Annotated in this window: 20 protein-coding genes; 15 read left to right on the forward strand and 5 right to left on the reverse strand. The window is 74.8% G+C overall.

Going from position 1 to position 24,022, the window contains the following annotated elements:
* The first annotated feature begins 103 nt into the window (after nucleotides 1-103).
* The 3 genes from AC5L3Z_RS08675 to AC5L3Z_RS08685 all read left to right on the forward strand — a co-directional run bounded on the left by AC5L3Z_RS08675 (nucleotide 104) and on the right by AC5L3Z_RS08685 (nucleotide 3,691).
* On the forward strand, nucleotides 104-1,129 hold the full coding sequence (locus tag AC5L3Z_RS08675; RefSeq protein WP_494840919.1) for a trypsin-like serine peptidase: 1,026 nt from the start codon (nucleotides 104-106) through the stop codon (nucleotides 1,127-1,129).
* A 296-nt stretch (nucleotides 1,130-1,425) separates the two neighbouring features.
* Nucleotides 1,426-3,015, forward strand: a complete 1,590-nt coding sequence (locus AC5L3Z_RS08680) for an MFS transporter (protein ID WP_494840920.1) — start codon at nucleotides 1,426-1,428, stop codon at nucleotides 3,013-3,015.
* A 151-nt stretch (nucleotides 3,016-3,166) separates the two neighbouring features.
* Nucleotides 3,167-3,691, forward strand: coding sequence for a hypothetical protein (locus AC5L3Z_RS08685; protein ID WP_494840921.1), 525 nt, complete (start codon nucleotides 3,167-3,169; stop codon nucleotides 3,689-3,691).
* A gap of 95 nt (nucleotides 3,692-3,786) precedes the next feature.
* Here AC5L3Z_RS08685 and AC5L3Z_RS08690 read toward each other — a convergent pair whose 3' ends face one another.
* Nucleotides 3,787-5,325: a M1 family metallopeptidase gene (locus tag AC5L3Z_RS08690; protein WP_494840922.1), complete on the reverse strand. Its 1,539-nt coding sequence runs from the start codon at nucleotides 5,323-5,325 to the stop codon at nucleotides 3,787-3,789.
* A 192-nt stretch (nucleotides 5,326-5,517) separates the two neighbouring features.
* Here AC5L3Z_RS08690 and AC5L3Z_RS08695 point away from each other — a divergent pair, with 192 nt between their 5' ends.
* From AC5L3Z_RS08695 to AC5L3Z_RS08705, 3 genes are all read left to right on the forward strand, one after another.
* Nucleotides 5,518-6,315 (forward strand): SGNH/GDSL hydrolase family protein, encoded by a 798-nt coding sequence (locus AC5L3Z_RS08695; RefSeq protein ID WP_494840923.1) that lies wholly within the window; start codon nucleotides 5,518-5,520, stop codon nucleotides 6,313-6,315.
* Between the two features lie 166 nt (nucleotides 6,316-6,481).
* The gene (locus AC5L3Z_RS08700) at nucleotides 6,482-9,022 is read left to right on the forward strand and encodes an FtsK/SpoIIIE domain-containing protein (protein ID WP_494840924.1); all 2,541 of its coding nucleotides are present in this window, start codon (nucleotides 6,482-6,484) and stop codon (nucleotides 9,020-9,022) included.
* Nucleotides 9,023-9,715 carry a hypothetical protein gene (locus tag AC5L3Z_RS08705; protein WP_494840926.1) on the forward strand — a complete coding sequence of 231 codons (693 nt, stop codon included), beginning with the start codon at nucleotides 9,023-9,025 and terminating at the stop codon, nucleotides 9,713-9,715.
* Nucleotides 9,716-10,206: 491 nt separating this feature from the next.
* On the opposite strand, the gene AC5L3Z_RS08710 is transcribed toward AC5L3Z_RS08705, so the two are convergent.
* Nucleotides 10,207-10,380 carry a hypothetical protein gene (locus AC5L3Z_RS08710; protein WP_494840927.1) on the reverse strand — a complete coding sequence of 58 codons (174 nt, stop codon included), beginning with the start codon at nucleotides 10,378-10,380 and terminating at the stop codon, nucleotides 10,207-10,209.
* A 297-nt stretch (nucleotides 10,381-10,677) separates the two neighbouring features.
* Between AC5L3Z_RS08710 and AC5L3Z_RS08715 the strand changes: the two genes are divergently transcribed.
* Together AC5L3Z_RS08715 and AC5L3Z_RS08720 are read left to right on the forward strand one after the other, a co-directional pair.
* Nucleotides 10,678-10,896 (forward strand): winged helix-turn-helix domain-containing protein, encoded by a 219-nt coding sequence (locus AC5L3Z_RS08715; protein ID WP_494840928.1) that lies wholly within the window; start codon nucleotides 10,678-10,680, stop codon nucleotides 10,894-10,896.
* 119 nt (nucleotides 10,897-11,015) lie between these two features.
* Nucleotides 11,016-11,279 carry a DUF6244 family protein gene (locus AC5L3Z_RS08720; protein ID WP_334522614.1) on the forward strand — a complete coding sequence of 88 codons (264 nt, stop codon included), beginning with the start codon at nucleotides 11,016-11,018 and terminating at the stop codon, nucleotides 11,277-11,279.
* Between the two features lie 70 nt (nucleotides 11,280-11,349).
* Here AC5L3Z_RS08720 and AC5L3Z_RS08725 read toward each other — a convergent pair whose 3' ends face one another.
* Entirely contained in the window at nucleotides 11,350-11,973 is a 624-nt protein-coding gene (locus tag AC5L3Z_RS08725; protein WP_494840930.1) for a GNAT family N-acetyltransferase, read from the reverse strand.
* A 112-nt stretch (nucleotides 11,974-12,085) separates the two neighbouring features.
* On the opposite strand from AC5L3Z_RS08725, the gene AC5L3Z_RS08730 reads away from it, so the two are divergent.
* On the forward strand, nucleotides 12,086-12,664 hold the full coding sequence (locus AC5L3Z_RS08730) for a TetR/AcrR family transcriptional regulator (RefSeq protein WP_494840931.1): 579 nt from the start codon (nucleotides 12,086-12,088) through the stop codon (nucleotides 12,662-12,664).
* Nucleotides 12,665-12,709: 45 nt separating this feature from the next.
* Here AC5L3Z_RS08730 and AC5L3Z_RS08735 read toward each other — a convergent pair whose 3' ends face one another.
* Nucleotides 12,710-14,062, reverse strand: a complete 1,353-nt coding sequence (locus AC5L3Z_RS08735; protein ID WP_494840932.1) for a pentapeptide repeat-containing protein — start codon at nucleotides 14,060-14,062, stop codon at nucleotides 12,710-12,712.
* Nucleotides 14,063-14,532: 470 nt separating this feature from the next.
* Between AC5L3Z_RS08735 and AC5L3Z_RS08740 the strand changes: the two genes are divergently transcribed.
* Nucleotides 14,533-15,342 carry a lipase family alpha/beta hydrolase gene (locus tag AC5L3Z_RS08740; protein ID WP_494840934.1) on the forward strand — a complete coding sequence of 270 codons (810 nt, stop codon included), beginning with the start codon at nucleotides 14,533-14,535 and terminating at the stop codon, nucleotides 15,340-15,342.
* A gap of 68 nt (nucleotides 15,343-15,410) precedes the next feature.
* On the opposite strand, the gene AC5L3Z_RS08745 is transcribed toward AC5L3Z_RS08740, so the two are convergent.
* On the reverse strand, nucleotides 15,411-18,752 hold the full coding sequence (locus tag AC5L3Z_RS08745; protein WP_494840936.1) for a SpoIIE family protein phosphatase: 3,342 nt from the start codon (nucleotides 18,750-18,752) through the stop codon (nucleotides 15,411-15,413).
* Between the two features lie 245 nt (nucleotides 18,753-18,997).
* Between AC5L3Z_RS08745 and AC5L3Z_RS08750 the strand changes: the two genes are divergently transcribed.
* The 5 genes from AC5L3Z_RS08750 (at nucleotide 18,998) to AC5L3Z_RS08770 (ending at nucleotide 23,942) form a co-directional block, all read left to right on the forward strand.
* Entirely contained in the window at nucleotides 18,998-19,363 is a 366-nt protein-coding gene (locus tag AC5L3Z_RS08750; RefSeq protein ID WP_494840937.1) for a YciI family protein, read from the forward strand.
* 118 nt (nucleotides 19,364-19,481) lie between these two features.
* Nucleotides 19,482-20,858, forward strand: coding sequence for an FAD-binding oxidoreductase (locus tag AC5L3Z_RS08755; RefSeq protein ID WP_494840939.1), 1,377 nt, complete (start codon nucleotides 19,482-19,484; stop codon nucleotides 20,856-20,858).
* Nucleotides 20,859-21,084: 226 nt separating this feature from the next.
* Nucleotides 21,085-22,533, forward strand: coding sequence for a pyruvate kinase (gene pyk, locus AC5L3Z_RS08760; RefSeq protein WP_494840940.1), 1,449 nt, complete (start codon nucleotides 21,085-21,087; stop codon nucleotides 22,531-22,533).
* Nucleotides 22,530-23,414, forward strand: coding sequence for an acyl-CoA thioesterase (locus AC5L3Z_RS08765; protein WP_494840941.1), 885 nt, complete (start codon nucleotides 22,530-22,532; stop codon nucleotides 23,412-23,414). The genes pyk and AC5L3Z_RS08765 overlap by 4 nt, the downstream gene beginning before the upstream one ends.
* 57 nt (nucleotides 23,415-23,471) lie before the next feature.
* Nucleotides 23,472-23,942: an RrF2 family transcriptional regulator gene (locus tag AC5L3Z_RS08770; protein WP_494840942.1), complete on the forward strand. Its 471-nt coding sequence runs from the start codon at nucleotides 23,472-23,474 to the stop codon at nucleotides 23,940-23,942.
* Nucleotides 23,943-24,022: the final 80 nt, after the last annotated feature.

The raw sequence follows: 24,022 nt of genomic DNA on the forward strand, positions 1-24,022 counted from the left end.
CGATTGGCGGCAGCCGGCGCATCGCCCGCACATCGGTGGTGACGTGTCCTGCCGCTCATGACCGGCGCTGATCGGTCAGCGCCTGAGCCTGGCGGGAGGCCACGTGCACGTCCTACGAGTCGGACTGATCACCCTGGTGGGGGTGGCGTCCGTGATGGTGGGGGCCACCCCGGCGACGGCCGAGGCCGACCCCCGGGTCACGACAAACGAGGCGCTGAGGGCCGGCGTCGTCACCCACCGTGCTGCCGACGACGCGGCGGAACAACGCAGGATCACCGACTACTGGACTCCGGCCCGGATGCGGGCCGCCCGGTCCGCCGACTCCGTCGCCCCCGGCGCGGTCGGCAGGTCCAACTCCGCCCCGCAGCCCGTGGGCGAACGGAAGTCCGTCGCCCCGATCCCCGCCCCCGATTCGGCCGCCGTGCGCGCCGTGGCGTCGTCGATCGAGTGGACCGGTGGGGGCACCGTGGCGTGGACCACCGGCAAGGTCTTCTTCACCCGCCTGGGTTATGAATGGGTGTGCTCGGGCAGCGTCGTGTCCAGCGCGAACAGGGACATGGTCGTCACCGCCGGGCACTGCGTGCACGGCGTCATCGACTGGCAGGGAAACACGGGCTTCTTCGAGAACTTCGTCTTCGTGCCGGCCTACCACAACGGCGCCCGGCCGGTCGGGACGTTCACGGCGCGCTCGCTGCACGCCCTCAACAAGTGGACCAGCAGGAGCGACTTCAACTACGACGTGGGCGTCGCGCTGATGAACCCGCTCAATGGGCGCGACGTCGCCGACACCGTCGGCGCCCAGGGCATCACCTTCAACGAACCGCGCAACACCTTCATGTACGCCTTCGGTTACCCGAGCGGCCCCCCGTTCGACGGGGAGCGCCTCATCGCCTGTGCGAGCACGGTCTTCCCGGACACCATCGGAGGCACGCAGTCGCAGGGGATGACGTGCGACATGACCCCCGGATCCAGCGGCGGCCCGTGGTTCTTCCAGTTCGACGCCGCCCGCGGCCTCGGGTACGTGAACTCGGTGAACAGCTTCCTCTACACCAACCACCCCAACATGATGTGGGGACCGTACTTCGGTAGTGCCATCGAGTCGCTCTACCAGCGCACCCAGGCAGCCTGACGCGAGTTCACCCGGGAGTGCCCACCCGCCGCGGGTCGGCGGGTGGGCACTCGGCTGACCCGGCGGCTCCGCCGCCCGGACACCCCGGTCCGTCCCGGACCGGGGTGTCCGTCGTCGGCGTCCGGTCCGTGCCGGACGCCGACGACCTGGTAGGGCGTGCCCCGCGCCGGCCCCGCGGAGCCGGTGAGACCCCTCACGAAAGCCGCAAAAAGGTTTAGCGCGCGGCAGACTTGGCCGCTGCCGAACCCGCCGTGGGTTCGGCTTCGTCATGTCGTCGTCTGGACGGGGAGGCCCTCGTGGCCCTCGGAAGCACGTTCGCCGCACTGCGTCACCGGAACTACCGGATCTGGGCCGGTGCCGGGTTCCTGTCGGTGATCGGGACCTGGATGCAGGTGCTCGGCGTCAACTGGTACGTGCTCGAGCAGACCCGCTCGGCGACCTCGATGGGCCTGGCCGTCCTGCTCCAGGCCCTGCCGACGCTGCTGCTCAGCGTCTGGGGCGGGGCGCTGGCCGACCGGGTGCCGGCGAAGCCGCTGCTGATCGCCGCCCAGGCGCTGCACGCCCTGCTCGCCGCGGGACTCGCCGTGGTCGCCGTCACCGGTGCCGGTGGGCTCCCGGCGATCTACGTGATCGCCCTGGTCACCGGGGCGGTGTCGGCGATCGAGGGGCCGGTGTCGGGCCGCTGGTCCTCGACCCTGGTCGACCGGGAGGACCTCGGCAACGCCCTCGCGCTCGGCTCGCTGACCAACTCCGCCGGCCGCATCCTCGGCATGAGCGCCGGCGCCGTCGTGGTCGCCGCCGTCGGCCCCGCGCTGCTCTTCGCCGTCAACGCGGCCAGCTTCGTCGCGGTGGTCGCCGCCCTGTTCGCCGTACGCGAGGGGGAGCGCTACCGGGGCGGGGACGCGGTGCTGGCCGACGCGCCGGTGGCCGACGGCGGCATCCGGGCCGGCTTCCGCTACCTGCTGCGCCAGCCGGTGGTGCTGGTCGCGCTGGGGCTGTCGTTCGTGCTGGGGAGCCTGGGGCGCAACTACCAGGTGACCATGGCGGCGATGAGCGACGGCCCGCTGGGCGGCGGCGCGTCCGGCTACGGCGTGCTCTCCACCGTCTTCGCGGTCGGCACGGTGCTCGGCGCGCTGGTGGCGGCCCGCCGCCGGGAGCTGGGCTACGGGATGCTGATCGGCGCGGGCCTGCTGGCCAGCGTGCTGCAGATCGTCGCCGGGCTGGCCCCCGGCACGCCCAGCTTCGCCGCGGTGATCCTCCCGGTGGCGGCGGCGGCGGTGGTCATCGACACCACGGTCGGCGCCCGCGCCCAGCTCGACACCGACTACGCCATGCGCGGTCGGGTGCTGGCCGCCCTGGCGGTCACTGGGTCGGTCTCCGCCGCGGTCGGCGCGCCCCTGCTCGGGTGGCTCTCCGAGCACGCCGGCCCCCGGCAGACCCTGGTGCTGGCCGGGGCGGTGACCGCCATCGCCACCGCCGCCGCGGGTGTGGCCCTCGACGGGCTGCGCGAGCGCCGGCTGCGCCACCGGGTCACCCGGGTGCTGACCGCGCCCGCGGTGCGCCGCCCGGCCCGCCGGGTCGCCGCCGTGGCCGCCCGCGTGGCCCGGCCGGCGACCCCGGCTGTCGCGGTCGCCGGACTCGCCCCGGCTGTCGGGGTCGGCCTGGCCCCGGCGATCGGCCCGGCTGCGGCGCCCCGGCCGGCGGGGAGTCCGCCGCCCGGCCCGTACCTGGCCGGGCGCCGTCCCGGCGCGGGACGGCTGCCGTCCAGCCGGCTGGTGCGGGCCGCCCACGGCTGCCCGGGCGGCGGGCCGGCCCGGCCCCGCCGTCGCCCCCGGCTGGCCGGCGCTGCCCCGGTCGACGTACCCCCGTCCGACTACCTGCCCTGAGCAGATCCCTTCCGTGGCCGCGTCGCCGTTCCTCGTGGCGTCACCCGGGGGTCGCGGGGACCGGCCGCGGGTGAGCGAGGTCATGAGGTTCGGCGCGGGATGCGGCGTCCACGGGGCCGGGCGGCGGGAAGATCATCGCTACGCTCCGGGCATGGATACCGAGGAGCGGCTGCGGCGCATCCGCCGGTGGCTGTGGGTCGTGCTGGTCGGTCTCTTCCTCAGTGGAGTGACCGCGTTCCCGCTCGAGATCGAGGTGCGCTGGCTGCTGCGCGCGCTGGACCCGCTCGCCGACGACCTGCCGGCGTTGGTCGCCTGGGTCGAGCGGGTGCACACCGGGCTGGTGGAGACCGGCGACCGCCATCCCTTCATGCTCTACGGCACCGACTGGCTCGCCTTCGCCCACCTGGTGCTGGCGGTGGCCTTCTGGGGGCCGCTGCGGGACCCGGTGCGCAACGTCTGGGTGGTGCAGCTGGGCATGATCGCGTGCGCGGGCATCGTGCCGCTGGCGCTGATCTGCGGGCCGATCCGGGACATCCCGTGGTTCTGGACGTTGGTCGACCTCTCCTTCGCCGTCGGTGCCTTCCCGCCGCTCTGGTTCGCCTACCGGCACATCCGGGCGATCGAGGCCGACACCGGCGCCCCGACCGGGCCGCCGGTGTCGACGCCGAGGGCCTGACCCCCGCCCGGGCGACGTGCCCGCGGCGGAGGTGGACGTCGTACCGGCCGGGTGCCCGGCCCGGAGTCGGGGACGGGCACCCGGCCGGAGCGGGGTCAGCGCTGCAGGAGCTGGTGCGCCTCGCGGATCTTCGTCCACGACTTCGGCTGCTGGGGAGCGGCCTCGGCCGTCGCGCGGGCCGCCGTGGCCACCGTCGGCCGGCCGGCGGTGAACAGCCAGGTGGTGAAGAGCGTGTCCAGGTCCAGGCCGGAGATCCGCTCGGCGAGGGCCTGGAACTGGGCGACGGAGGCGTTGCCGTACCGGTGCTCGGCCGTCCAGGCCGGCAGGATCCGCCGGAACGCCTCGTCGCCCACGGCGAGGCGGAGCTGGTGCAGCGCCATCGCGCCCCGGTCGTAGACCGCGCCGTCGAAGAGCCGGTCCGCGCCCGGGTCGCCCGGCGGCACCTGCCAGAACGGCGACTCCGCCGGGTAGCTGGCGTAGGTGAAGTCGAAGAGCTCCTGCGCGGTGCCCTCGCCCTGCTCCTCCGACCAGAGCCACTCGGCGTACGAGGCGAAGCCCTCGTTGAGCCAGATGTCCCGCCACTGCGCGACCGAGACCGAGTTGCCGAACCACTGGTGGGCCTGCTCGTGCACCACCACGTAGGTGTTCGCGCCGCGCCGCCAGAAGCCGGGGCCGTACACCGGGCGGGTCTGCGTCTCCAGGGCGAAGCCGATCCCGTCCACCGGTCCGGCGACGCCGCCCTGCGCCTCGAACGGGTACGGCCCGAAGAGCCCGCTCGCCCAGTCGACGACCTCGGCGGTCCGCTCGATGCTGGCCCGCGCGGCCGGCCCGCGCTCGCCCAGCGTGGTGCTGTACGCGTTGATCACCGGCTGCCCGCTCGGCGCGGTGCCGGCGACGATGTCGTACTGGCCGATCGCCAGGAACGCCAGGTAGGTGGCTGTCGATTTCGTGGTGCGCCAGCTCCACCGGGTCCGGTCGCCGGCCTCGGCGACCGGGCTGCCCGGCTGCACGCCGTTGCTGACCACCTCGACGCCGGTGGGCACCGAGACCGAGATGTCGAAGGTGGCCTTGTCCCGCGGGTGGTCGTTCGCCGGGAACCACCACCAGGCGGACTCGGGTTCGTTGACGGCCAGCGCGCCGTCGGCGGTGCGGGTCCAGCCGGTGTAGCCGTTGACCAGGGTCTCCGACGGCACGCCGGAGTACTTCACCACGATGGTGAGCAGTTGGCCCCGGGCGATGGGGCGCGGCGTGGCGACCACGAGTTCGTGGACGCCCTCCCGGGTGACGGTGGCGGACCAGCCGTTGACCCGTACGGACTCCACGTCGAGCAGGAAGTCCAGGTTGAACCGGGACAGGTCCTGGGTGGACCGCGCCAGGATGGTGGTGGTGCCGGTGAGCCGGTCGGTGGCCGGGTCGTAGCGCAGGCGTACGTCGTAGTGGTCGACGTCGTACCCGCCGTTGCCGTAGTCGGGATAGTAGGTGTCGCCGAGGCCCGGGCTACCGGGCGCCGGTGCGGCGGCGACCGGGACCGGTCGGTCGCCCGGTAGGGCGGCCTGGCCGGGGACGCCGGACACCAGGGTGCCGGCGGTGGTGACGGTCAGGGCGGCGATGGCCGCCGTGAAGACACGTCGCACGAGGTGGACTCCCTCCGTCGGGGTGTTCGCACCCGCCAACCTAATCGACGTTTGTGAACGTGTCAGCCTCATCCGTCCTGGCCAGGTGTTCACTTGATCTAAATGTTTCGATACGATTACCGACCAGTAACACCTTTGGCCACGCGCGCGGTCACGAGGATCCCACCACCCCTGTCCCGTGGAGGTCCCGACATGTCCCACCGCGCCCTGGCCCGCGCCGTCACCGCGCTGACCGCGCTGCTCGCCACCGTCCTGGGGGTCGTGCTCGTCCCCGGCACCGCCCAGGCGGCCACCGTCAACTACGTCGCCCTCGGCGACTCCTACTCCTCCGGCGTCGGCGCCGGCCCGTACGACTGGTCCGGCTGCTTCCGCAGCCAGAAGTCGTACGCCCCGCTCTGGGCCGCCGCCAACGCGGTCACCAGCTTCACCTTCCCGGCCTGCGGCGGCGCGGTCACCGCCGACGTGATCAACAGCCAGGTGAACTCGCTGCGGACCAGCACCACCCTGGTCACCGTCACCATCGGCGGCAACGACGCCGGCTTCGCCGACGTCATCACCAGCTGCCGCTTCGGCAGCACGTCGACCTGCACCAACGCGGTCAACGAGGCCAAGGCGTTCGCCACCTCGACCCTGCCCGGCCGGCTCGACGCCACCTACTCCGCCATCCGCAGCCGGGCCCCGAACGCCCGGCTGATCGTGCTCGGCTACCCGCGACTGTTCGAGACGAACTACTGCGGGCTGCTGGCCATGAGCACCTACAAGCGCACCATCCTCAACGAGGCCGCCGACCTGCTCGCCACCGTCACCGCCGACCGGGCCCGCGCGGCCGGCGCCACCTTCGCCGACACCCGGTCCTGGTTCGCCGGTCACGGCGTCTGCGGCGCCGACCCGTGGATCCGCGACGTCAGCGGCGTCATCGAGGCGTACCACCCGGACGCCGACGGTTACCGCTACGGCTACCTGCCGGCGCTGAACGCGGCGCTCGGCTGACCCGTGACCGGACGGCCGGTGGCCCTCGGGAGCCGCCGGCCGTCCGGCACGTCCACCGCCGATCCGTCGACGTCGCTCGCGAAGCGGGCGACGACAGCTCCGTGCGTCGCGGGCCCGGCTCCGTTAGGGTTCCCTCGACCGGACGGACGTGGGTGGGGAGCAGAGGGTGGGCAGGCTCGCGTCGGCGTACGGGCAGGCGGTCGCGGTCCATCGGCAGGCCCGTGAGCGGTGGGCCCGGGCCCGGGCGCTGCTCGACCGGCTGGCCGGCCAGCCCGCGCCGGAACGCACCGTCGACCTGATCGCCCGGTTGGGCCGGCTCGCGGACGGCCTGGCCGCCCCGCGCACCGGCGGCGCCACCGGTACCGACGTGCCGGCGCCCGTCCGGATCGGCGACGCGTCCACCGCCGACGGACGCTTCCCGCTGCTGCTGCCCCTGGGCGCCGGCCGTCACCTCACCGTCAACGCCGACGCCCGGGACCCCCGGGTGGCGGTGCTGCTGCGGCTACTGGTGCTGCGGCTGCTCGCCACCGCCACGCCGGGCGCGGTGCGGGTGGTCGGCATCGACCCGGCCGCGCTCGGCGCCACCTTCCTGCCGCTGCGCCCGCTGCGCGACGCCGGCGTCCTCGGCGCGACCGCCACCACCGAGAGGGAGATCGGCGCGCTGCTCGACGCCGCCGAGGCGCACGCCCGCGCCGCCCAGCAGGCCGGCCCGGACGACGCCGAGCTGCTGCTGGTGGTCGCCGCCTCCGCCCCGGCTCCCCGGGAGCTGGCCCGGCTCGCCGCGCTCACCCACGCCGGGCCGACCGCCGCGGTCTGCGTCCTGCTCGCCGGGCACGCCGACGCGCGGCCCGGGCAGCCCGCCACGCCGCTGGGCGGCGCCACGACGCTGCGCCTGGACGAGCGGTACGCCTGGGTCGGCGACCCGCCCGGGCACCCGTTCGGCGACGACGGCGCCGGGCTGGCCGTACCGGTGCTGCTCGACGGCGACCCGCCCGCCGAGGCCGTCCGCTCGCTCGCCGCGCGGTTGAGCGCGGCCGTACGCCGGGACGCGGCGCTGCACGTCGCGGACCTGCTGCCCGAACGGCGCTGGACGGAGTCGGCGCGGACCGGCCTGCGGACGGTCGTCGGGCGGGCCGGTCGCACGCCGGCCACCCTCGCCTTCGACGACGCCACCCCGCACTGGCTGGTCGGGGGACGCACCGGCGCCGGCAAGACGGTCTTCCTGATCGACGTCCTCTACGGCCTCGCCGCCCGCTACTCGCCGGCCGAACTCCAGCTCTGGCTGCTCGACTTCAAGGAGGGCGTCAGCTTCACCGAGTTCGTCCCCACCGAGCGGGACCCGTCGTTCCTGCCGCACGCCCGCGCGGTCGGCGTCGAGTCCGACCGCGAGTACGGCCTCGCGGTGCTCCGCGAGCTGCGCCGGGAGCTGGGGCGGCGGGCCGACCTGCTCAAGCGGCACGGCGTCACCAAGCTGGCCGACCTCCCGCCCGAGCAGGCGGTACCCCGGACGGTGGCCGTGGTCGACGAGTTCCACGTGCTGCTCGCCGGCAACGACCGGCTGGCCCGGGAGGCCGCCGACCTGCTGGAGGAGCTGGCCCGCAAGGGCCGCTCGTACGGCGTGCACCTGGTGCTGGCCAGCCAGAGCACCACCGGGATCGAGGCCCTCTACGGCCGGGCCGAGTCGCTGTTCGGGCAGTTCGCGCTCCGGGTGGCGCTGCCCGGCGGGGACTCGGTGCTCGGTCCGCGCGCCACCGCCGGCGCGGCCACCGCGCTCGGCACCGCCGTGGTCAACACCGCCGCGGGCGCGGCCGGCGCGGACACCCTGATCCGGTTCCCCGACGCGCACGCCGACGGCCGGCAGATCGCCCGGCTGCGCTACGAGCTGTGGGACGACCGGCCGCCGGGCTCGCGTCCCCCGGCCGTCTTCCGGGGGTACGCCTCCGCGCACCTGGAGGACGACCCGGCCGGCGCCGCCCTGCGCCCCGGCGGCCGGCGTCCCGTCGCACTGGTCGGCCGGACGGTCGACGTGGACGGCACCCCCGCCCAGTTCGCCCTGGACGCCACCCCCGGCCGGCACCTGGCGGTGGTCGGCACCGCGACGACCGGCGCGCACGTGTTGCGCGCCGCCGCGCTGGGGCTGGCCCGCCAGCACACCCCCGGCGAGGCGGAGTTCGTGCTCGTGCCGCTGGTCGAGGCCGCCGACGAGCTGGCCGACGAGACCGCCGCCGGGATCAAGGCCGCCGGGCATCCGGTCACCCTGCTCGACGCCGCCGGCCTGCCCGGTCGGGTCGCCGAGCTGGCCGCCGGTGCGGCCGGCGGCGGCCGGACGTACCTGGTGGTGTTCGGCATGGACGCGGCCGCCGCCACCCTCGGCCGGACCGACCCGGGCACCTTCCGCTCCGGGCACGACGACCTGCGGGCGCTGCTGCGCCAGGGGCCGGGCCACGGGGTGCACCTGCTCGGCTGGTGGCGCGGGCTGCGCCGGCTCGCCGACGACCTCGGCGGCTCGCAGAACCGCGACGACGTGGCCTGCCTGGTCGCCCTCGACGTGCCCGCCGCCGACCTCGGCCTGCACCTCGGAATCACCGACCTGACGTACACGCCGCGGGCCGACCGGGCGCTGCTGGTGGACCGGCACGCCCAGCGGACCGCGCTGATCGTGCCGTTCGTCCGGCCCGGGCACCGGCCCGAGGACCAGGAGCGCTGAGTGTCCACCTTCGACGAGTACGCCGCCGCCGTCCGCCAGCTCTCCGTCCAGGTACGCGAGGGGGAGCGGGGCGCGGCCGCCGAGGCGGAGCGCCGCCGCCGGTTGCAGGCCGGGGTCGCGGAGCTGGGACAGCGGCTCGCCGTCCAGGGCCAGCGCCTCGACCAGCTCGGCCGGGCGATCGGCGTGCCGCCCGACGCGGCTCCGGCGCCCGGCGGCGATCCGGCCTCGTCGGCGACCGACCCGGCCGGTGCGCCGGCCCTCGCCGTCGCCGGTGCCGACGACCCGGGGGTCGTGCTGGAGGAGGCGCGCTGGCTGGCCGGCGAGGCCGACCGGCACACCGGGTACGTCGAGGCGGTCGCCCAGCGGCCCGAACTGCTGCCCACCTGGTCGCCGACGGCCCGGGCGGTCGCCGTCTACGTGGCCTGCGCCGCCGTCGGCGTGCTGCTCATGCTGGTGCTGGTGGTGGCGTCCGGGGTCGGGCTGGTCAGCGGCTTCACCCTGGGCGCGTGGGTCTGCGCGGGGCTGCCGGTGCTGTCGTTCGCGGCCGGCTGGTTCATCCTCGGCCGCTGGGGTCGTCCCGCCCTGGCCACCGTGGACCCGCCCCGCTTCGTCCCGCTCGGCTTCGTCATCTGCGTGGCCCTGGTACCCACCGCGTACTGCGCCAGCCTGCTGCTGGTCCGCCTGCTGCGCTGACGTCGCCGCCGTCGACGTACCGGCGGCGGCGGCGCGCGGCGGCCGGCCCGCCCATGCCTGCGTGGTGCGCCGACCGGGTCCGCGCCCGCTGCTCTTCGCACCGCCGGGGCCGTCCACAGCGGCGGCGCACCCGCGGGTACCCCTCCGTGAGCTGCCCGGCGACGGTCCGTCGCAGGTGGCCCGGATCGGGCAGGTCCCTTGTCACCAGCGGCCCGGGCACCGTGGCGTCGTCGCGCGTCGGCGACCCGTCCAGTTGTCCCGGTCCTCCCGGCCCCCCGTGCCAGACCGGTCGCCGCCGACCGGTGGAACACCATGGGTGTCACCGGGGTCGTTTGACACCCATGGTGTTCCACTCGTCCGTCCGGTGCCGGCGTGCTGCGCCAACCGGGTCCGCACGGGCGGGCCTTGCGCAGCCGTGGCACACCTCGGTGTACGCCGCGACGGTGTGCTCGTCGGTCCGCTGCGCGGCGTGCGCCCGGTAGGACCTCCGTTCATCGTTCGCCCCTGACCAGCCGGGCGAAGCGCACCTCCGGGCACGGGTAGTCCTCGCCGCAGCCGCAGACCCAGCGGCTGACCGGGCGCGGGGGATGGGCGAAGAGGATGTCGTCGGCGTCGGCCAGGTCCTGGGTGGACACGAAGCCGGACTGCTCGGGTGGGTCGTCCACGGGTCTCTCCCGTCGGTGGGTCTCTTCGGTCGTGGTGTCGCTGTGCTGTGCCGCTGTGCTCTGCTGGCGTGCGGTGTCGCTTGGCGGGCCGGGCGTGCGGGCTCCGGCACGCCCGGCCGGGCGGGGGACCCGGCCGGGCGCTCTGCGCGGTGGGAACGGACCAACTCCGGGTTGCGGACCTGGGAGCCGGTCGGATCGAACTTCACACAACTAGTCACGGAAAGCAAGGGCGGCATCACGTTACTTGTCACATCAAGTGGCGCGTGATCGAATGGCGGTGCAGACCTGGGAGAACAGATGCCCGTCAAACCCAAGTGGGAACAACTTGCGGACCACATCAGGAGTCAAATCGAGGCGGGTGAGCTGACACCTGGCGACAAGTTGCCTTCGACCGCCCAGCTCACCGCTCAGCACGGTGTGTCAACCACGGTGGTCCGGCAGGCGATCCTCGTGTTGCAGACGCAAGGCTGGGTGCAAGGCGTACACGGACTCGGCGTCTTCGTCGCCGAGCGGTAGCGCGCGCTCCCTACGTTCTCGGATGGTCGCGGTCGCTGCGCGGATCTCGTAGGCTCCCCTGTGGTCGCTGCCGGTGCGGTGGCGCGGCCGATCGACGCGGGGCGACCGGGGGAGGGCGCGTGAGCGCGGCGCAGATCATCGCAAGGCTGGCAGCGGCGGCGCAGAAACTGGACGAGGCGAAGGCCAAGGCGGCCGCCGCCGCGCAGGACGCCGCCGAGGCGCGGGCGCTGGTCGCCGGCGCGCTGGAGGGCGTGGCCGCCGGCCAGTTGATCGGCGTGATCGACTCCTACCGGCAGGCGTTGGAGCAGGCTTCCCAGGGCGGCGATCCGGCCCGGCAGCACGTCCAGGAGACGATCGCGAAGGTCCAGGCCCTGGGAAACTGAGCGCGGGTGCCGGCAGCGCAACCCGTCGGGCACCCCGTGCTGGAATCGCCTCGTGCAGGCACGCGCTCGATCAGGCGTCGCCGCCGTCGGGCGGACAGCTCGGAGGAGAGTCGACCCGCGCCGCGTTCCGGGCCCCGGCAGGAGGCGTCTCGGCGGCCCGCCACTCGGCCGCCAGCAGGGACCAGACCTCGACGTCGTACCGTTCACCGCCGAGCGGGAAGGCCTGCCGCAGGACGCCGTCCCGACGCATGCCGAGGCGTCGCGCCACCGCTTGGCTGCGATGGTTGGCGGGGACCGTGCGCCACTCCACCCGTGACATGCCGCGCTCGTGAATCGCCCAGTCGATCATCGCCTCGACTGCTCGGGTGACCAGCCCCCGGCCCTGCGCCTCCGGCGCCAGCCACACGCCGATCTCACAGACACCCGAGGCGGCGTCGAAGACCCGGAACAGCGTCCCGCCGACGAGAATCCCGTCGAGTCGGATGCCGTGGATCCGGCCGGCGTCAGCCGCCTGCGCGTCGGCGTAGCGCCTCAGGAACTGGCGAGCGCTCGCCTGGTCGGTGATGCTGCGGGCCCAGGGGAGCCAGGGGGCGAGGTGCGGACGGGTCCTGTCGACGAAGGCCGCGAACTCCGCTGCCTGCCACGGCTCCAGAGGATGGAGTGTGGCGCGCTCGGTGAGAGATCGGAACAACACGAATCGCCTCCGAGGTGCGTACCAAACATTTGTTACGTACGCTAGCATCGATCAACACGGGAAGGGGACGCCGATGCCAGCGCGCGGCGATCATGAAGCGCGACGGGCCGAGGTGTCCGAGGCGGTGTGGAGCGTGCTCGCGGCTCGCGGTTTCGGTGGCCTGACGCTGCGGGCGGTCGCGGCCCAGATGGGAGTCTCCACCGGCCTGCTGACCCACTACTTTCCCGACAAGCGGGCTCTGATCCGCCACGCCGTCGACGTCGCGGAGCGTCGCGCCCAGCAGCGGACGCGACACCTCGCGGAGCAGGAAGGGCTGCCCGCCCTACGTGCGGCCCTGCTCGACGTGCTTCCCCTGACGCCGGAATCGGTGGCGATGAGCCGGGTCTGGGTCGGCTACTGGGACGGTGCCCTCGCCGACGAGGACCTCGGGACGGACCAGCAGCGGCGTTACGCCCGGTGGCGCGCCGCCCTGCGGGAGCACATCGACGCCGCCCGCCGGCACGGCGAGGTGGGCGACACCGACCCGGACGACCTAGCCACCATCAGTGCGGCCTTCGCGCACGGGTTGGTCGTGCAGGCACTCTTCGACCCGGGCCGCTTCCCCCCGGTACGTCAGACGGAACTGCTCGATCAGTTCCTCGACACGCTCGCCACGTCTGGAGCCCGGCCCTTCCGCAGCACTCCGAAGTGACAGCGACGCCCGAACGCGGCGTGGTCGGCCGTGACGTCGCGGGCCTCACGGGTCGGTGAGCAGCAGCCAGTCGTCGTCCAGGGCGGACACCGCCGTCCCCTCCGGCCAGACGTGCGCGGCGGAGGCGCTGGCCCGGACCCGGTCGACCAAAGGTCGCTGGGTCAGCGTCGCCCCGCCGAACGTCACCGGCCCGTGGAAGGTCGCCCGGCCCAGGTTCACCGGCCCGTCGAAGCGGGCCCCCTCGAACCACGCCCCGTCCCGGAACACCGTCCAGCGGAACAGGGCCAGGTCCGCGAAACGGACGGCCCGGAAGTCGGCGTCCCCGGCGAACTCGGCGCGGTCCAGGGCGAGCCCGCCGAGGAACACCGCCTCGCGGAAGCTGGCGCCGTCGGTGAACCGGACGCCGTCGAAGCTGGTCGACTGGTGGAACGTCGCGCCACGGGCGGAGAACCGGCCGAGGATCGCCCCACGCGCGGAGAGCCCGCCCCGCAGCTCGGCCCGGTCGAGGCTGACGCCGCCGGTGCAGCGGGCATCGTCCAGCAGGATCTCGGCGTCGCCGGTGAGACCGTCCAGGACCAGCTCGTCGAAGGTCGCCGCGAGCCGGAGCCGGCCCCGTACGGTGGCGCCGGTCAGCCGGGTGGTGCCCACGCAGACCGCGCCGCGCAGGTCGGCGTCGACGAGGGTGCAGCCGCTGGCGTCGAAGGCGTCCAGCCGCGCGCCGGTCAGGTCGAGGCTGACCCCGGGCCACCAGGCGTCGTCGTCCGCACGCAGGTGCCTAGTGAGCGCGCGCTGCGCGGTGCGGCGCACCTCCGTCTCGCGGGCGTCGCCGTCCGGCGCCGGCATCCGCAGGTACGCGCAGAGCACCGCGACGATGGTGCCGCGCTGGGCCGGATTGTCCTGCCCGAGCCGCTCCAGGGCGTGCAGGCCGCCGAGGCGTACCGCCGGGTTGTCGCTGCCGAGCAGCTCGACCGCGCGGGTGTAGAGCTCGGTCACCCGACGCTCGGCCGCGTCGTGCTCCGCGGCCTCGGCCTGCCGGTCCTGGTGCCGCTGCGCGGCCTCGGCGACCGCCTCGGTGTGCGCCTGCGCCCGGTCCCGGTGCGCCTGGTCCCGCGCGTCGACGGCCTCCTGGTGCCGCTGCGCGCGTTCGCTGATCCACTGCCGCCGGCCGGCGAGCAGCAGCGCCAGCCCGCCGCCGGTGCCGGCCACCACCGTCAGCCCGGTGCGGATGGCGTCGACGCGCAGCGTGGCGCGGGTGTCCGGCTGGGCGGCGCGGTCCGCCTCGCCGAGCAGCCAGTCCAGTACCAGCCAGCCCAGCAGCACCGCGAGCAGCAGCCCGGCGGGCACCAGCCACCAGGGCATCACCCGCAGCCGCTCGTCCGGTGCTGGTCTCCGAGGCACCGGCACAGCATGCCATCCGCCCGACGGACACCGGACCCCGTGCGCGGTCGCTGCGCACCGTCCAGTGCGGATGGACGCCGGCCGACCTGAATCCTCAACCCCTGATTCGTTTGCGACATCAGCTCTAAAGCGAACCCAGCAGCTCCCGGTCAGCGATGGGATTCAGCCACCGCCGCCTCGCCGCCAGGCTCAGGTGCCGGGTGGGGTCGCTCGCGGCTCCACCGACGGCCACCCGACCAGACCGTCCTCAGTGGTCCCGCCGTTCCCGCAGCGCAGCCGGGCTGCCGGGGGCGTCGGCCGGGTGAGGTCCGATACGCCGGTTTGTGCCCCTGGGGCGACTTCACGTTACCGGCGCGTAACTTTCCATTGACGAGTGTGAAATCAGCCACGCATCATCGTTCCCACGATCGATCGGATCCCTCACCCACCCCGTCCCGGCTCCCCGGGTACCTCCCACCGGAGGTGCAGCCATGCTGCTCCGAACGATCCTCGCCGCCGCCACGACGGCCACCGCCGTCGCCGCCCTGCTCGTCCCGGCCACCGCCGCCGGCGCCGCCCCGGACCGCCCCGCCGCCACCGTCCCGGCCGCCACCGACGCGTCCGCCGCCACGGTCGCCGCCACGGCCAACCCCGTCATCGTCGTCGGGGGAACCATCGGCGTCTCCATCGCCTACCAGCCGATCGCCGCCCGACTGCGGGCCAACGGATTCCGGGTCTCGATCTACGAGCTGCCGGGGCTCGGCTTCGGCGACCTCCGGGAATCCGCCCGTGCCCTGAAGGGACACGTCGACCAGGTGCGCGCCAGCACCGGCGCGTCGACGGTGGACCTCGTCGCGCACTCCCAGGGTGGCCTGGTCGCCCGCTGGTACGTGAAGTTCCTCGGCGGCGCCGACGTCGTCGGGCGCTTCGTCAGCCTCGGCGTCCCCCAGCAGGGCACCTACGTCGCCAACATCCTGAAGTTCATCGGGCTGGGCAGCTGCGCCGGCATCGTCGCCTGCCAGCAGATGTCCATCGGGTCGGCACTGCTCGCCGAGCTCAACGGCGACGACGACACGCCGGGGGCGGTGCGCTGGACCACCGTCCGCACCTGGCAGGACGAGCTGGTCCGGCCGGTCGGCAACGCCGCGCTCGGCGAAGGGGCGACCAACGTGCTGATCCAGTCCGCCTGTCCCCTGCGGATCGTCGGCCACCTCGGTCTGGTGCTCGACGGCACCACGTACTCGGTGGTGCGGCAGGCCCTCACCGACGCCCCGATCCGCCCGAACTGCCTCGCCCTGTGACACCTGCGACGGCCGGCCACCTCGCACGGCGGCCGGCCGTCGAAGGCCGGGGGGCCGGCACCGCCGGCTCAGCCCACGTGCCGGATCACCACCAGCGCCTGGTCGTCCTCCGAGCCGGAGAGCTTCGTCAGGATCGCGTCGGCGATCGCCTCCACCGGCTGGTCCCGCACCGGCGCGATCACCTCGTGCAGCGCCGCCACCCCGGCGTCGTAGTCCTGATCCCGCCGCTCCACCAACCCGTCGGTGTACGCGACCAGCAGGTCGCCCGGCTCGAACGGCACCCGGGTCACCGGCACCGGGTCGGTGACCATCCCCAACGGCAGCGCGTGGCCGGTCGCCACCGTCTCCGGTGGCCTACCGGGACGCACCAGCACCGGGTGCGGATGCCCGACCCGGGCCACCGCCACCTCGCCCGCCCCCGGGTCCACCTCCATCACCAGGCAGGTGCCGAGGAACCCGAACCCGATCAGCTCGGTCAACCGGGGGAACACCTCCGCCAGCGGCACCCCGGTACGGATCAGGGTGTTCACCACCGTCCGCAGCTGCGCCATGTCGGCGGCCGCCTCCACCCGGTGCCCCACCACGTCCCCGACCACCACCGCCAGCCGCCCGCCGTCCAGCGCGATCAGGTCGTACCAGTCGCCGCCGAGGTGCAGGCCACTCATCGCCGGCTGGTAGCGGGTGGCGAGGTCCAGGGTGGCCGGGGTCGCCGCCCCCGAGGTACGCAGCCGTCCCGCCAGCCGGGTCACCAGGTTGTGCTCGGCGGCGGCCAGCCGGACCCGTTCCAGGGTCTGCTCGCAGAGGTCGGCGATGGTGTCCAGCAGGGCCAGGTCGCCCTCCCGCAGGGGGCGTTCCCGCAACCAGCCGAAGCCCAGCGCGGCGATCGGCTGGCGCTGCGCGTCCAGCAGCGGCAGCGCCACCGTGGTGACGATGCCGTGCGCGCCGACCGGGTCGGCCAGACCGGAAAAGCGCGCCGCGAACTCGGCCCGGTTCCGCAGCACGATCCGCTCGCCGGTGCGCAGCGCCCGGGCGATCGGCCGCGGGTCGTCCACGGTCAGGTCGGCGAAGCTGGCGGCCAGCGCCTCCGGCGTCTCGCCGTACCAGAGCCGCAGCCGCTGCCCCTCGTCCCGCATCGCCAAGCCCGGCACGGCCGCTCCCATCGTCGCCGGCGCCGCCGACAGGATGACCTCGATCGCGTCCTGGGCGGACCGCGTCACGCTCAGCCGCGCCGCGAAGTCGGCCATCGCCAGCGCCGACCCGGTCAGCTCGGCACGCCGCAGGGCCTGGCTGCACAGCCCGGCCACCGCGTCGAGCAGGGTGCGCCGCGCCTCGTCGTCGTCGGCGACCGGCTGGCCCCAGCGCACCTCCAACGCGCCGGACACCCCGCCGTCACCGTCGCGCAGCGGCAGGCAGACCCCGGTGTCGTCGGCCAACGGGACGGTCGTGTCCTCGCGCACCGCCCGGGCCAGCGGCACGTCGGCCGCCACCGGCAGCGAATGCCGGCCCGCGCCGTCGGACACCTCCAGGGTCGGCGACCCCGGCGGGGCCACCGCCACCCGGACGGCGGACGCCCCGACCACCGCCGGCGCGGTCGAGGTGATCGCGTCGACGACCGCGTCCCGGCCCCGGGCGGAGCTGAGCGCTCCGGCGAGCCCGGCCAGCCCCTCGGCCTGCCGCAGCGCCCGCTGCCGGTCGCTGATGTCCCGGGCCACCGTGGCGACGAACGCGGTGGTGTCCCGGCCGTCGCCGGTGGTGACGGTGAACGTCTGATGGTCCACGTCGAGCTGCTCGCCGGTGTCCAACCGGACCAGTCGGCTCTCCGCCCGATGGTGCCCCGCGCGCAGCGCGGCCGGGATCAGCTCCGCGCGCCACACCTCGCGCGCCTGCGGCGCGGCGAAGTCCAGCAGCCGCAGCTCATCCAGCGGGGCGCCGTCGGCCAGACCGACGAACTCCCGACCGGCCGGGTTGACGTAGACGGCCCGCCCGTCCGGCGCGGCCACGGCGATGAAGTCACCCGAGCGTTCCACCAGCGCCTGGAACAGCCGCAGCTCCGCCTGGGTGGCCCGCTCCGCACTGAGGTCGGTCGCGTACGCCAGCCAGCGCAGCGGCTGCCGTTGCAGCGCCACCACCCCGATCTGCAGCGGCACGAGGTGCCCGTCGGCGTGCCGGTACTCCTTGTCGTACGTGCCGGCCCGGCCGGTGGCGCGCAGCTCCGCCAGGGCCCGCGCGTCCTCCTCCTCCCAGCCGGGGGGCGTGAGGCCGGGCCAGGTCAGCCGGCCCTGCGCGACGTCCTGCGCGGTGTGGCCGAGCATCGCCAGGAACGCCTCGTTGGCCTCGGTGATCCGGTCCTCCTCGCCGCCGAACACGGCGAGCACGTCGGTGGCGGCCAACCGCTCGAAGCGGGCCCGCTGGGCGCCCAGCTCCTCGAGCAGCCGGGTGCGTTCGGTGACGTCGACGACGGTGAACCCGAGCCCCACCGGCTCGTCGGCGTCGGCGATCCGGATCGGGAAGTAGCTGGCCACCAGGTGACGCCGGCCCACCCCCGGCCGCTCCGGCTCGGCGGTGAACTCCACCCCGACGATCGGGCCCCGCTCCAGCGCCCGGCGCATCAACTCCTCGATCCGAGGCCCGTACGCGGGCAGCACCTCGCCGGGGCGCAGGCCCAGATGGGCCTCGGCCGACAACCCGTTCAGCCGGGCCAGCTCCGGGTTGACCTGGAGGTAGCGCAGCTCCGGGTCGACCAGGCCGATGCCGATCGGGGCACTGTCCAGCAGGGCGGTGCTGATCGCCGCGGTGCGCCGGGCCGCGGCCTCCGCGACCACCCGGTCCTCGACGTCGTAGATGGTGCCGATCCACTCGGTGATCGCGCCGTCGGCGCCGCGCAGGCTGGCCGCGCGGACGGCGAAGTGCCGGTACCCGTCACTGGCGGCGTGCCATAGCCGCCCCTCGGCCTCGAACAGCGGCGCCCGGGCGGTCAGCGCCTCCCGCCAGGCGGCCTGGATGCGCGGCTGGTCGTCCGGGTGCACCGCCGATCCCCAGCCGGTGCCCCGGTACTCCTCCCAGCGCTGCCCGGTGAAGGCCTCCCAGGACGGCTGCGGCGCGACGATCGCCCCGGTGGCGTCGGCGGTCCAGACCACCGCGCTGGACGCCTCCACCAGGCTCCGGAACCGCTGGTCGGCCCACTGCTGGTCGGCGCGGGCCGCCGCCGCCCGCCCGGCGCGTTTCCGCTCGCCGGCTTCCCGCAGCCGGCGCGCGAGCCGGCCCGCCTCGATCCGGGTGAGGTCCCGCACGCTGCCGACCAGCCGGCCCAGCCGTGCCGTGCTCCGGCCGCCCACCTCGCGCCCGGCGGCGAGGACCTCCCGCCACCGCGGCTGCTCCGGCGGCGGGCCGCCGGCCGAGGAGACCGTCACGTCGGGACCTCCGCTCGGCGCCTCGGGCGTTCCCTATCAGTCGGACCGTACCAGCGCGGTGCGTCGCCGACCCTCGTCGCGCACGCCGTCGGCGGGCGCCGGTGGACGAACGGCCCACCCCGTGGGCAACCCGGCGCGGCACCCGGGAGTTGACCGGAGCCGGGGGCGAGGTCGCCCCGGCCGTGGGAGGCTGACCGTCGGGGGAGCGGCGGGGCGCGGACGCCCGCCGCGCGGGAGGGGGCGTCATGACGGGTACGCCGAAGGTGGACTTCGCGCTCGACACCTACGAGTGCATCGTGCTCTATCCGGGGCCGGCGGGTCCGGCGCTGCCCAGCGAGACCGTGCAGCGGCTCCAGGCCGAGCACGCCGAGCACATGCAGGCCCTGCAACGCCGGGGCCTGGTGCTGGTCGCCGGCTCCATCGACGGGCCGGCGCGCGAGCCGGCCCCGCCGATCGGCATCGGGTTGGCCCGCACCGGCTCGGTCGACGACGTGCGCAGCGTCATGGAGGCCGATCCGGCGGTCCAGGCCGGGCTCTACCAGGTGGACGTGCTGACCTTCCTCTGCCCGGCCGGCTCGATGGAGTTCCCGCTCGCCAAGGCCGGGAGCTGATTCGCCGGAGACTGTCGGGCGGGTGACGGCGGTTCCCGCCGCGCGGGTGTCCACTGGGGGGATCCGGGTTCCGCCGCGGGCGCGCCGGGCGTCACCGGGCCCGGGCCGAGGAGCCCCGATGACCTCCGCCCCCACCGTCTCCCACGCCGCCGACCTCCTGCGTGAGCTGCTGGGCGACCGCCTGCTCCAGCCCGCCGACGCCGCCTTTCCCGCCGCCCTGACCGTCTGGAACGGCGCGGTCGACCGGGCACCCGCGATGATCGCCCGCTGCCGCGACGCCGACGAGGTCGCCGCCGTGCTCCGCGTCGCGCGGCGCTGCCGGCTGCCGCTGGCCGTCCGCGTCGGCGGCCACGACTGGGCCGGGCGGGCGCTGCGCGACGGCGGCCTGGTGCTCGACCTCACCGGGATGCGCGAGGTCGAGGTCGACCCGGCCGCCGGGACGGTCACCGTGGCCGGCGGCGCCACCGCCGCCGACGTGGTCGCCGCCCTGCGCCCGTACGACCTGGTCGTCGCCACCGGCGTGGTCCGCTCCGTCGGCCTCGCCGGCCTCACCCTCGCCGGCGGGTACGGCCCGCTCTGCGGCCGGTACGGCCTGGCCCTGGACAACCTGCTCGCCGCCGAGGTGGTGCTCGCCGACGGTCGCCGGGTCGTCGCCGACCCGAACCACGAGCCCGAGCTGTTCTGGGCGCTGCGCGGCGGCGGGGGCAACTTCGGGGTGGTCACCCGGCTGACGTACCGGGCGCACCGGCTGCCGGCCGCCCTCGCCGGGATGGTCATGTTCGCCCTGGGTGAGGCGGTCGACGTGCTGCGCGGCTACCGGGACCTGCTCGCCGACGCCCCCGACGAGCTGACCGTGATGGCCGGTTTCCTGCCCGGCCCGCAGGGCGAGCCGCTGGTCTTCGTCTGCCCGGTGTACAGCGGCGCCGACCCGGCGGCGGGGCAGCGTTACGTCGACCGGATCCGGGCGTGGGGCACCCCGCTGGTCGACCAGGTCGCGCCCCTGCCGTACGAGGACGTGCTGCGGATGTTCGACGACGGCATGGTCGACGGCAATCACTACCTGCTGCGTACCCGGTGGCTGCCGGGGCTCACCGACGACGCGGTCGAGGTGCTGATCGACGCGGCCCGGCGGGTCAGCTCGCCGTACTCGGCAATCGCCCTGCACCATTTCCACGGCGCGGCCGGCCGGGTCGGGGTCACCGACACCGCGTTCGGGCTGCGCGCCGACCACCTGCTCGCCGAGGTGATCGCGGTCTGGGCGCCGGGCGACGAGCCGGGGGCGCACCGGGACTGGGCCGAGCGCACCTCCGCGCGGCTCGCCCCGCTCGCCCTGCCGGGCGGCTATCCCAACCTGCTCGCCCCGGAGGAGACCGACCGGGTGCGGCTGGCCTACGGCGGGAACTGGGAGCGGCTGCGCCGCGCCAAGCGCCGCTACGACCCGCGCGGGGTCTTCTCCGCCGTACCCACGCTGCCGGCGACCGACGACGGGGAGTGAGCCGGGTCGTGGCGGGCGTGGTCGCGGACGTGGGAGCGCCCCGGCGGCGGGTGTGGCCGGGCGGTACGATTCCCGGCGCGCGGTCGCCGATGCCCGCCGCTCACGACGTCCCCCGGCGCGGCGCCCGTCCGGCCGGCCACGCGTCCGCTCGCGCGGTCGTTGGACAACTGTCCCGCAGTTCGCAAGGGGTCGGCCCGCAGGTCGACCCGGAGGAGATACTAGCCTGATGGGCGTGACACGCCGCGCGAAGATCGTCTGCACTCTTGGTCCTGCCACCTCGTCCCCGGAGCGGATCCGGGGGCTCGTCGAGGCGGGCATGAACGTGGCCCGGCTCAACTTCAGCCACGGCAGCCACGCCGACCACGAGTCGGTCTACCGGATGGTGCGCGAGGCGGCCGAGGCCGCGGGTAACCCCGTCGCCGTCCTGGCCGACCTCCAGGGCCCGAAGATCCGGCTCGGGAAGTTCGCCGACGGCCCGCACGAATGGCGCACCGGCGACTCCGTCGTGATCACCGGCGACGACATCATCGGCACCAAGGAGCGGGTCTCCTGCACCTACCGCAAGCTGCCGCAGGAGGTGAAGCCGGGCGACCGGCTGCTGATCGACGACGGCCGGGTCGCCGTCGAGGTCAGCGACGTCACCGGCAACGACATCCGCTGCCTGGTCACCGAGGGCGGCCCGGTCTCCAACAACAAGGGCGTCTCGCTGCCGAACGTGGCGGTCAGCGTCCCGGCGATGTCGGAGAAGGACGCCGAGGACCTGCGCTTCGCCCTCGGCCTGGGCGTCGACCTGATCGCGCTCTCCTTCGTCCGCTCGGCGGAGGACATCAAGCTGGTGCACGGCGTCATGGCCGAGGTGGGCGTGTACCGCCCGGTGCTGGCCAAGGTCGAGAAGCCGGAGGCGGTGGACGAGCTGGAGGCGATCGTCCTGGCCTTCGACGGGATCATGGTGGCCCGCGGCGACCTGGGCGTCGAGCTTCCGCTGGACCAGGTGCCGCTGGTGCAGAAGCGCGCCGTGCAGCTCTGCCGGGAGAACGCCAAGCCGGTCATCGTGGCCACCCAGATGCTCGACTCCATGATCGAGAACTCCCGCCCGACCCGCGCCGAGGCCTCGGACGTCGCCAACGCGGTGCTCGACGGCGCGGACGCGGTGATGCTCTCCGGTGAGACCAGCGTCGGCAAGTACCCGGTGCTCACCGTCAGCACCATGGCCAAGATCGTCACCACCACCGAGGCCGGCTCGATCGGGGTGCCCCGGCTCCAGCACGACCCGCGTACCCACGGCGGCGCGCTCACCGTCGCCGCCTCCTCGATCGCCCGGGCCATCGGCGCCAAGGCGCTGGTCGCCTTCTCGCAGACCGGCGACACCGTCAAGCGGCTCTCCCGGCTGCACTGCGACCTGCCGCTGCTGGCCTTCACCCCGGTGCCCGAGGTGCGCAACCAGCTCGCGCTCTGCTGGGGCGTGGAGACCTTCCTGATGCCGTTCGTCGAGCACACCGACGACATGTTCCGTCAGGTCGATCAGGCGCTGCTCGGCCTCAACCGGGCGAACCCGGGCGACTACGTGGTGATCGTCGCCGGCTCGCCGCCCGGCACCCCCGGCTCCACCAACACGCTGCGGGTGCACCAGCTCGGCTCGCTGGTCGACGCCGCGTCCGCGCGGGCGCTGCAGTGACCGAGCACTCGGCGGCGACCGGCCAGGCCGCGGTCGACCAGCTGCTGGAGGTCCTCGACCTGGACCACACCGGCGAGATGACCTTCCGGGGGATGAGCCCGCCGGTGGGCCCGCAGCGGGTGTACGGCGGCCAGGTCGCCGGCCAGGCCCTGGTCGCCGCCGGGCGCACCGTCGACCCGGAGCGCTTCGTGCACTCCCTGCACGGCTACTTCGTCCGCCCGGGCGACCCGGCCGAGCCGATCGAGTACCAGGTGGAGAACATCCGCGACGGCCGGTCCTTCTCGGTCCGTCGCTCGGTCGCCCTCCAGCACGACAAGCCGATCTTCTTCATGTCGGCCTCGTTCCAGCGGCAGGAGGAGGGGCTGGACCACCAGGCCCCCACCCCGCCGGACGTGCCCGGCCCGGACGACGTGCCGACCATGACCGACCGGCTCTCCCGCTACCCGGAGCGGCTCGGCATCTGGGGGCAGATCCCGCGCCCGATCGACGTCCGCTACGTCGGCGAGCCCGGTTGGGTACGCCCCGGTGACCGTCCCGCCGACCCGCACCAGCGGGTCTGGATGCGCATCGACGGCAAGCTCCCCGACGACCAGCTGCTGCACGCGTGCGCCCTGACGTACGCCTCCGACCTGACCCTGCTGGACTCGGTCCTCTCGGTGCACGGCGAGGTCTGGGGTCCGGGCGGCGTGGTCGGCGCGAGCCTCGACCACGCGCTCTGGTTCCACCGGCCGTTCCGGGCCGACGAGTGGTTCCTCTACGACTGCTGGAGCCCGTCGGCCTCGGGGGCACGTGGCCTGGCCACCGGTCGGATGTTCACCACCGACGGCCGGCACATCGCCAGCGCCGTGCAGGAGGGTCTGCTGCGCCGCGTCGGCGCGTGATCGAACGGGTGAGGGCCGGCCGGCCGGTCGGCCCACCGGGCGACTAACCTTGCCGTCATGCGTCTCTCCGCCCGGGTCGACTACGCCCTCCGCGCGGCCGCCGAACTCGCGTCGGTCGCCGGTAACGCGAGCGTAGGACGGTCCCGGCCGGTCACCGCCGAGCAGATCGCCCGTGCCCAGGAGATCCCGCCGAAGTTCCTGGAGAGCATCCTGCTCCAGCTGCGCCGGGGCGGCATCGTGCACGCCCAGCGGGGCCCCGAGGGCGGCTACTGGCTGGCCCGCCCGGCGGGGGAGATCTCCCTCGCCGAGGTGATCCGGGTGATCGACGGGCCGCTGGCCCACGTCCGGGGGCAGCGGCCCGAGGAGCTCGGCTACCACGGCGCGGCCCGGGCCCTTCAGGACGTCTGGATCGCCCTGCGGGCCAGCGAACGGGAGATCCTCGAGCAGGTCACCGTCGGCGACGTGGCCGCCGGCACGCTCCCGGCCCGGATCAACGAGCTGGCGGCCGACCCGCGCGCCTGGACCTGAGCGGCCGACCGGCCCCGCACCGGCCCGACTTCCCGCCGGCCCTGATTCGCAACCGGCCTGCCTGACTTTCAGCCGGCCGG

The organism is Micromonospora sp. LZ37, from assembly GCF_059359015.1.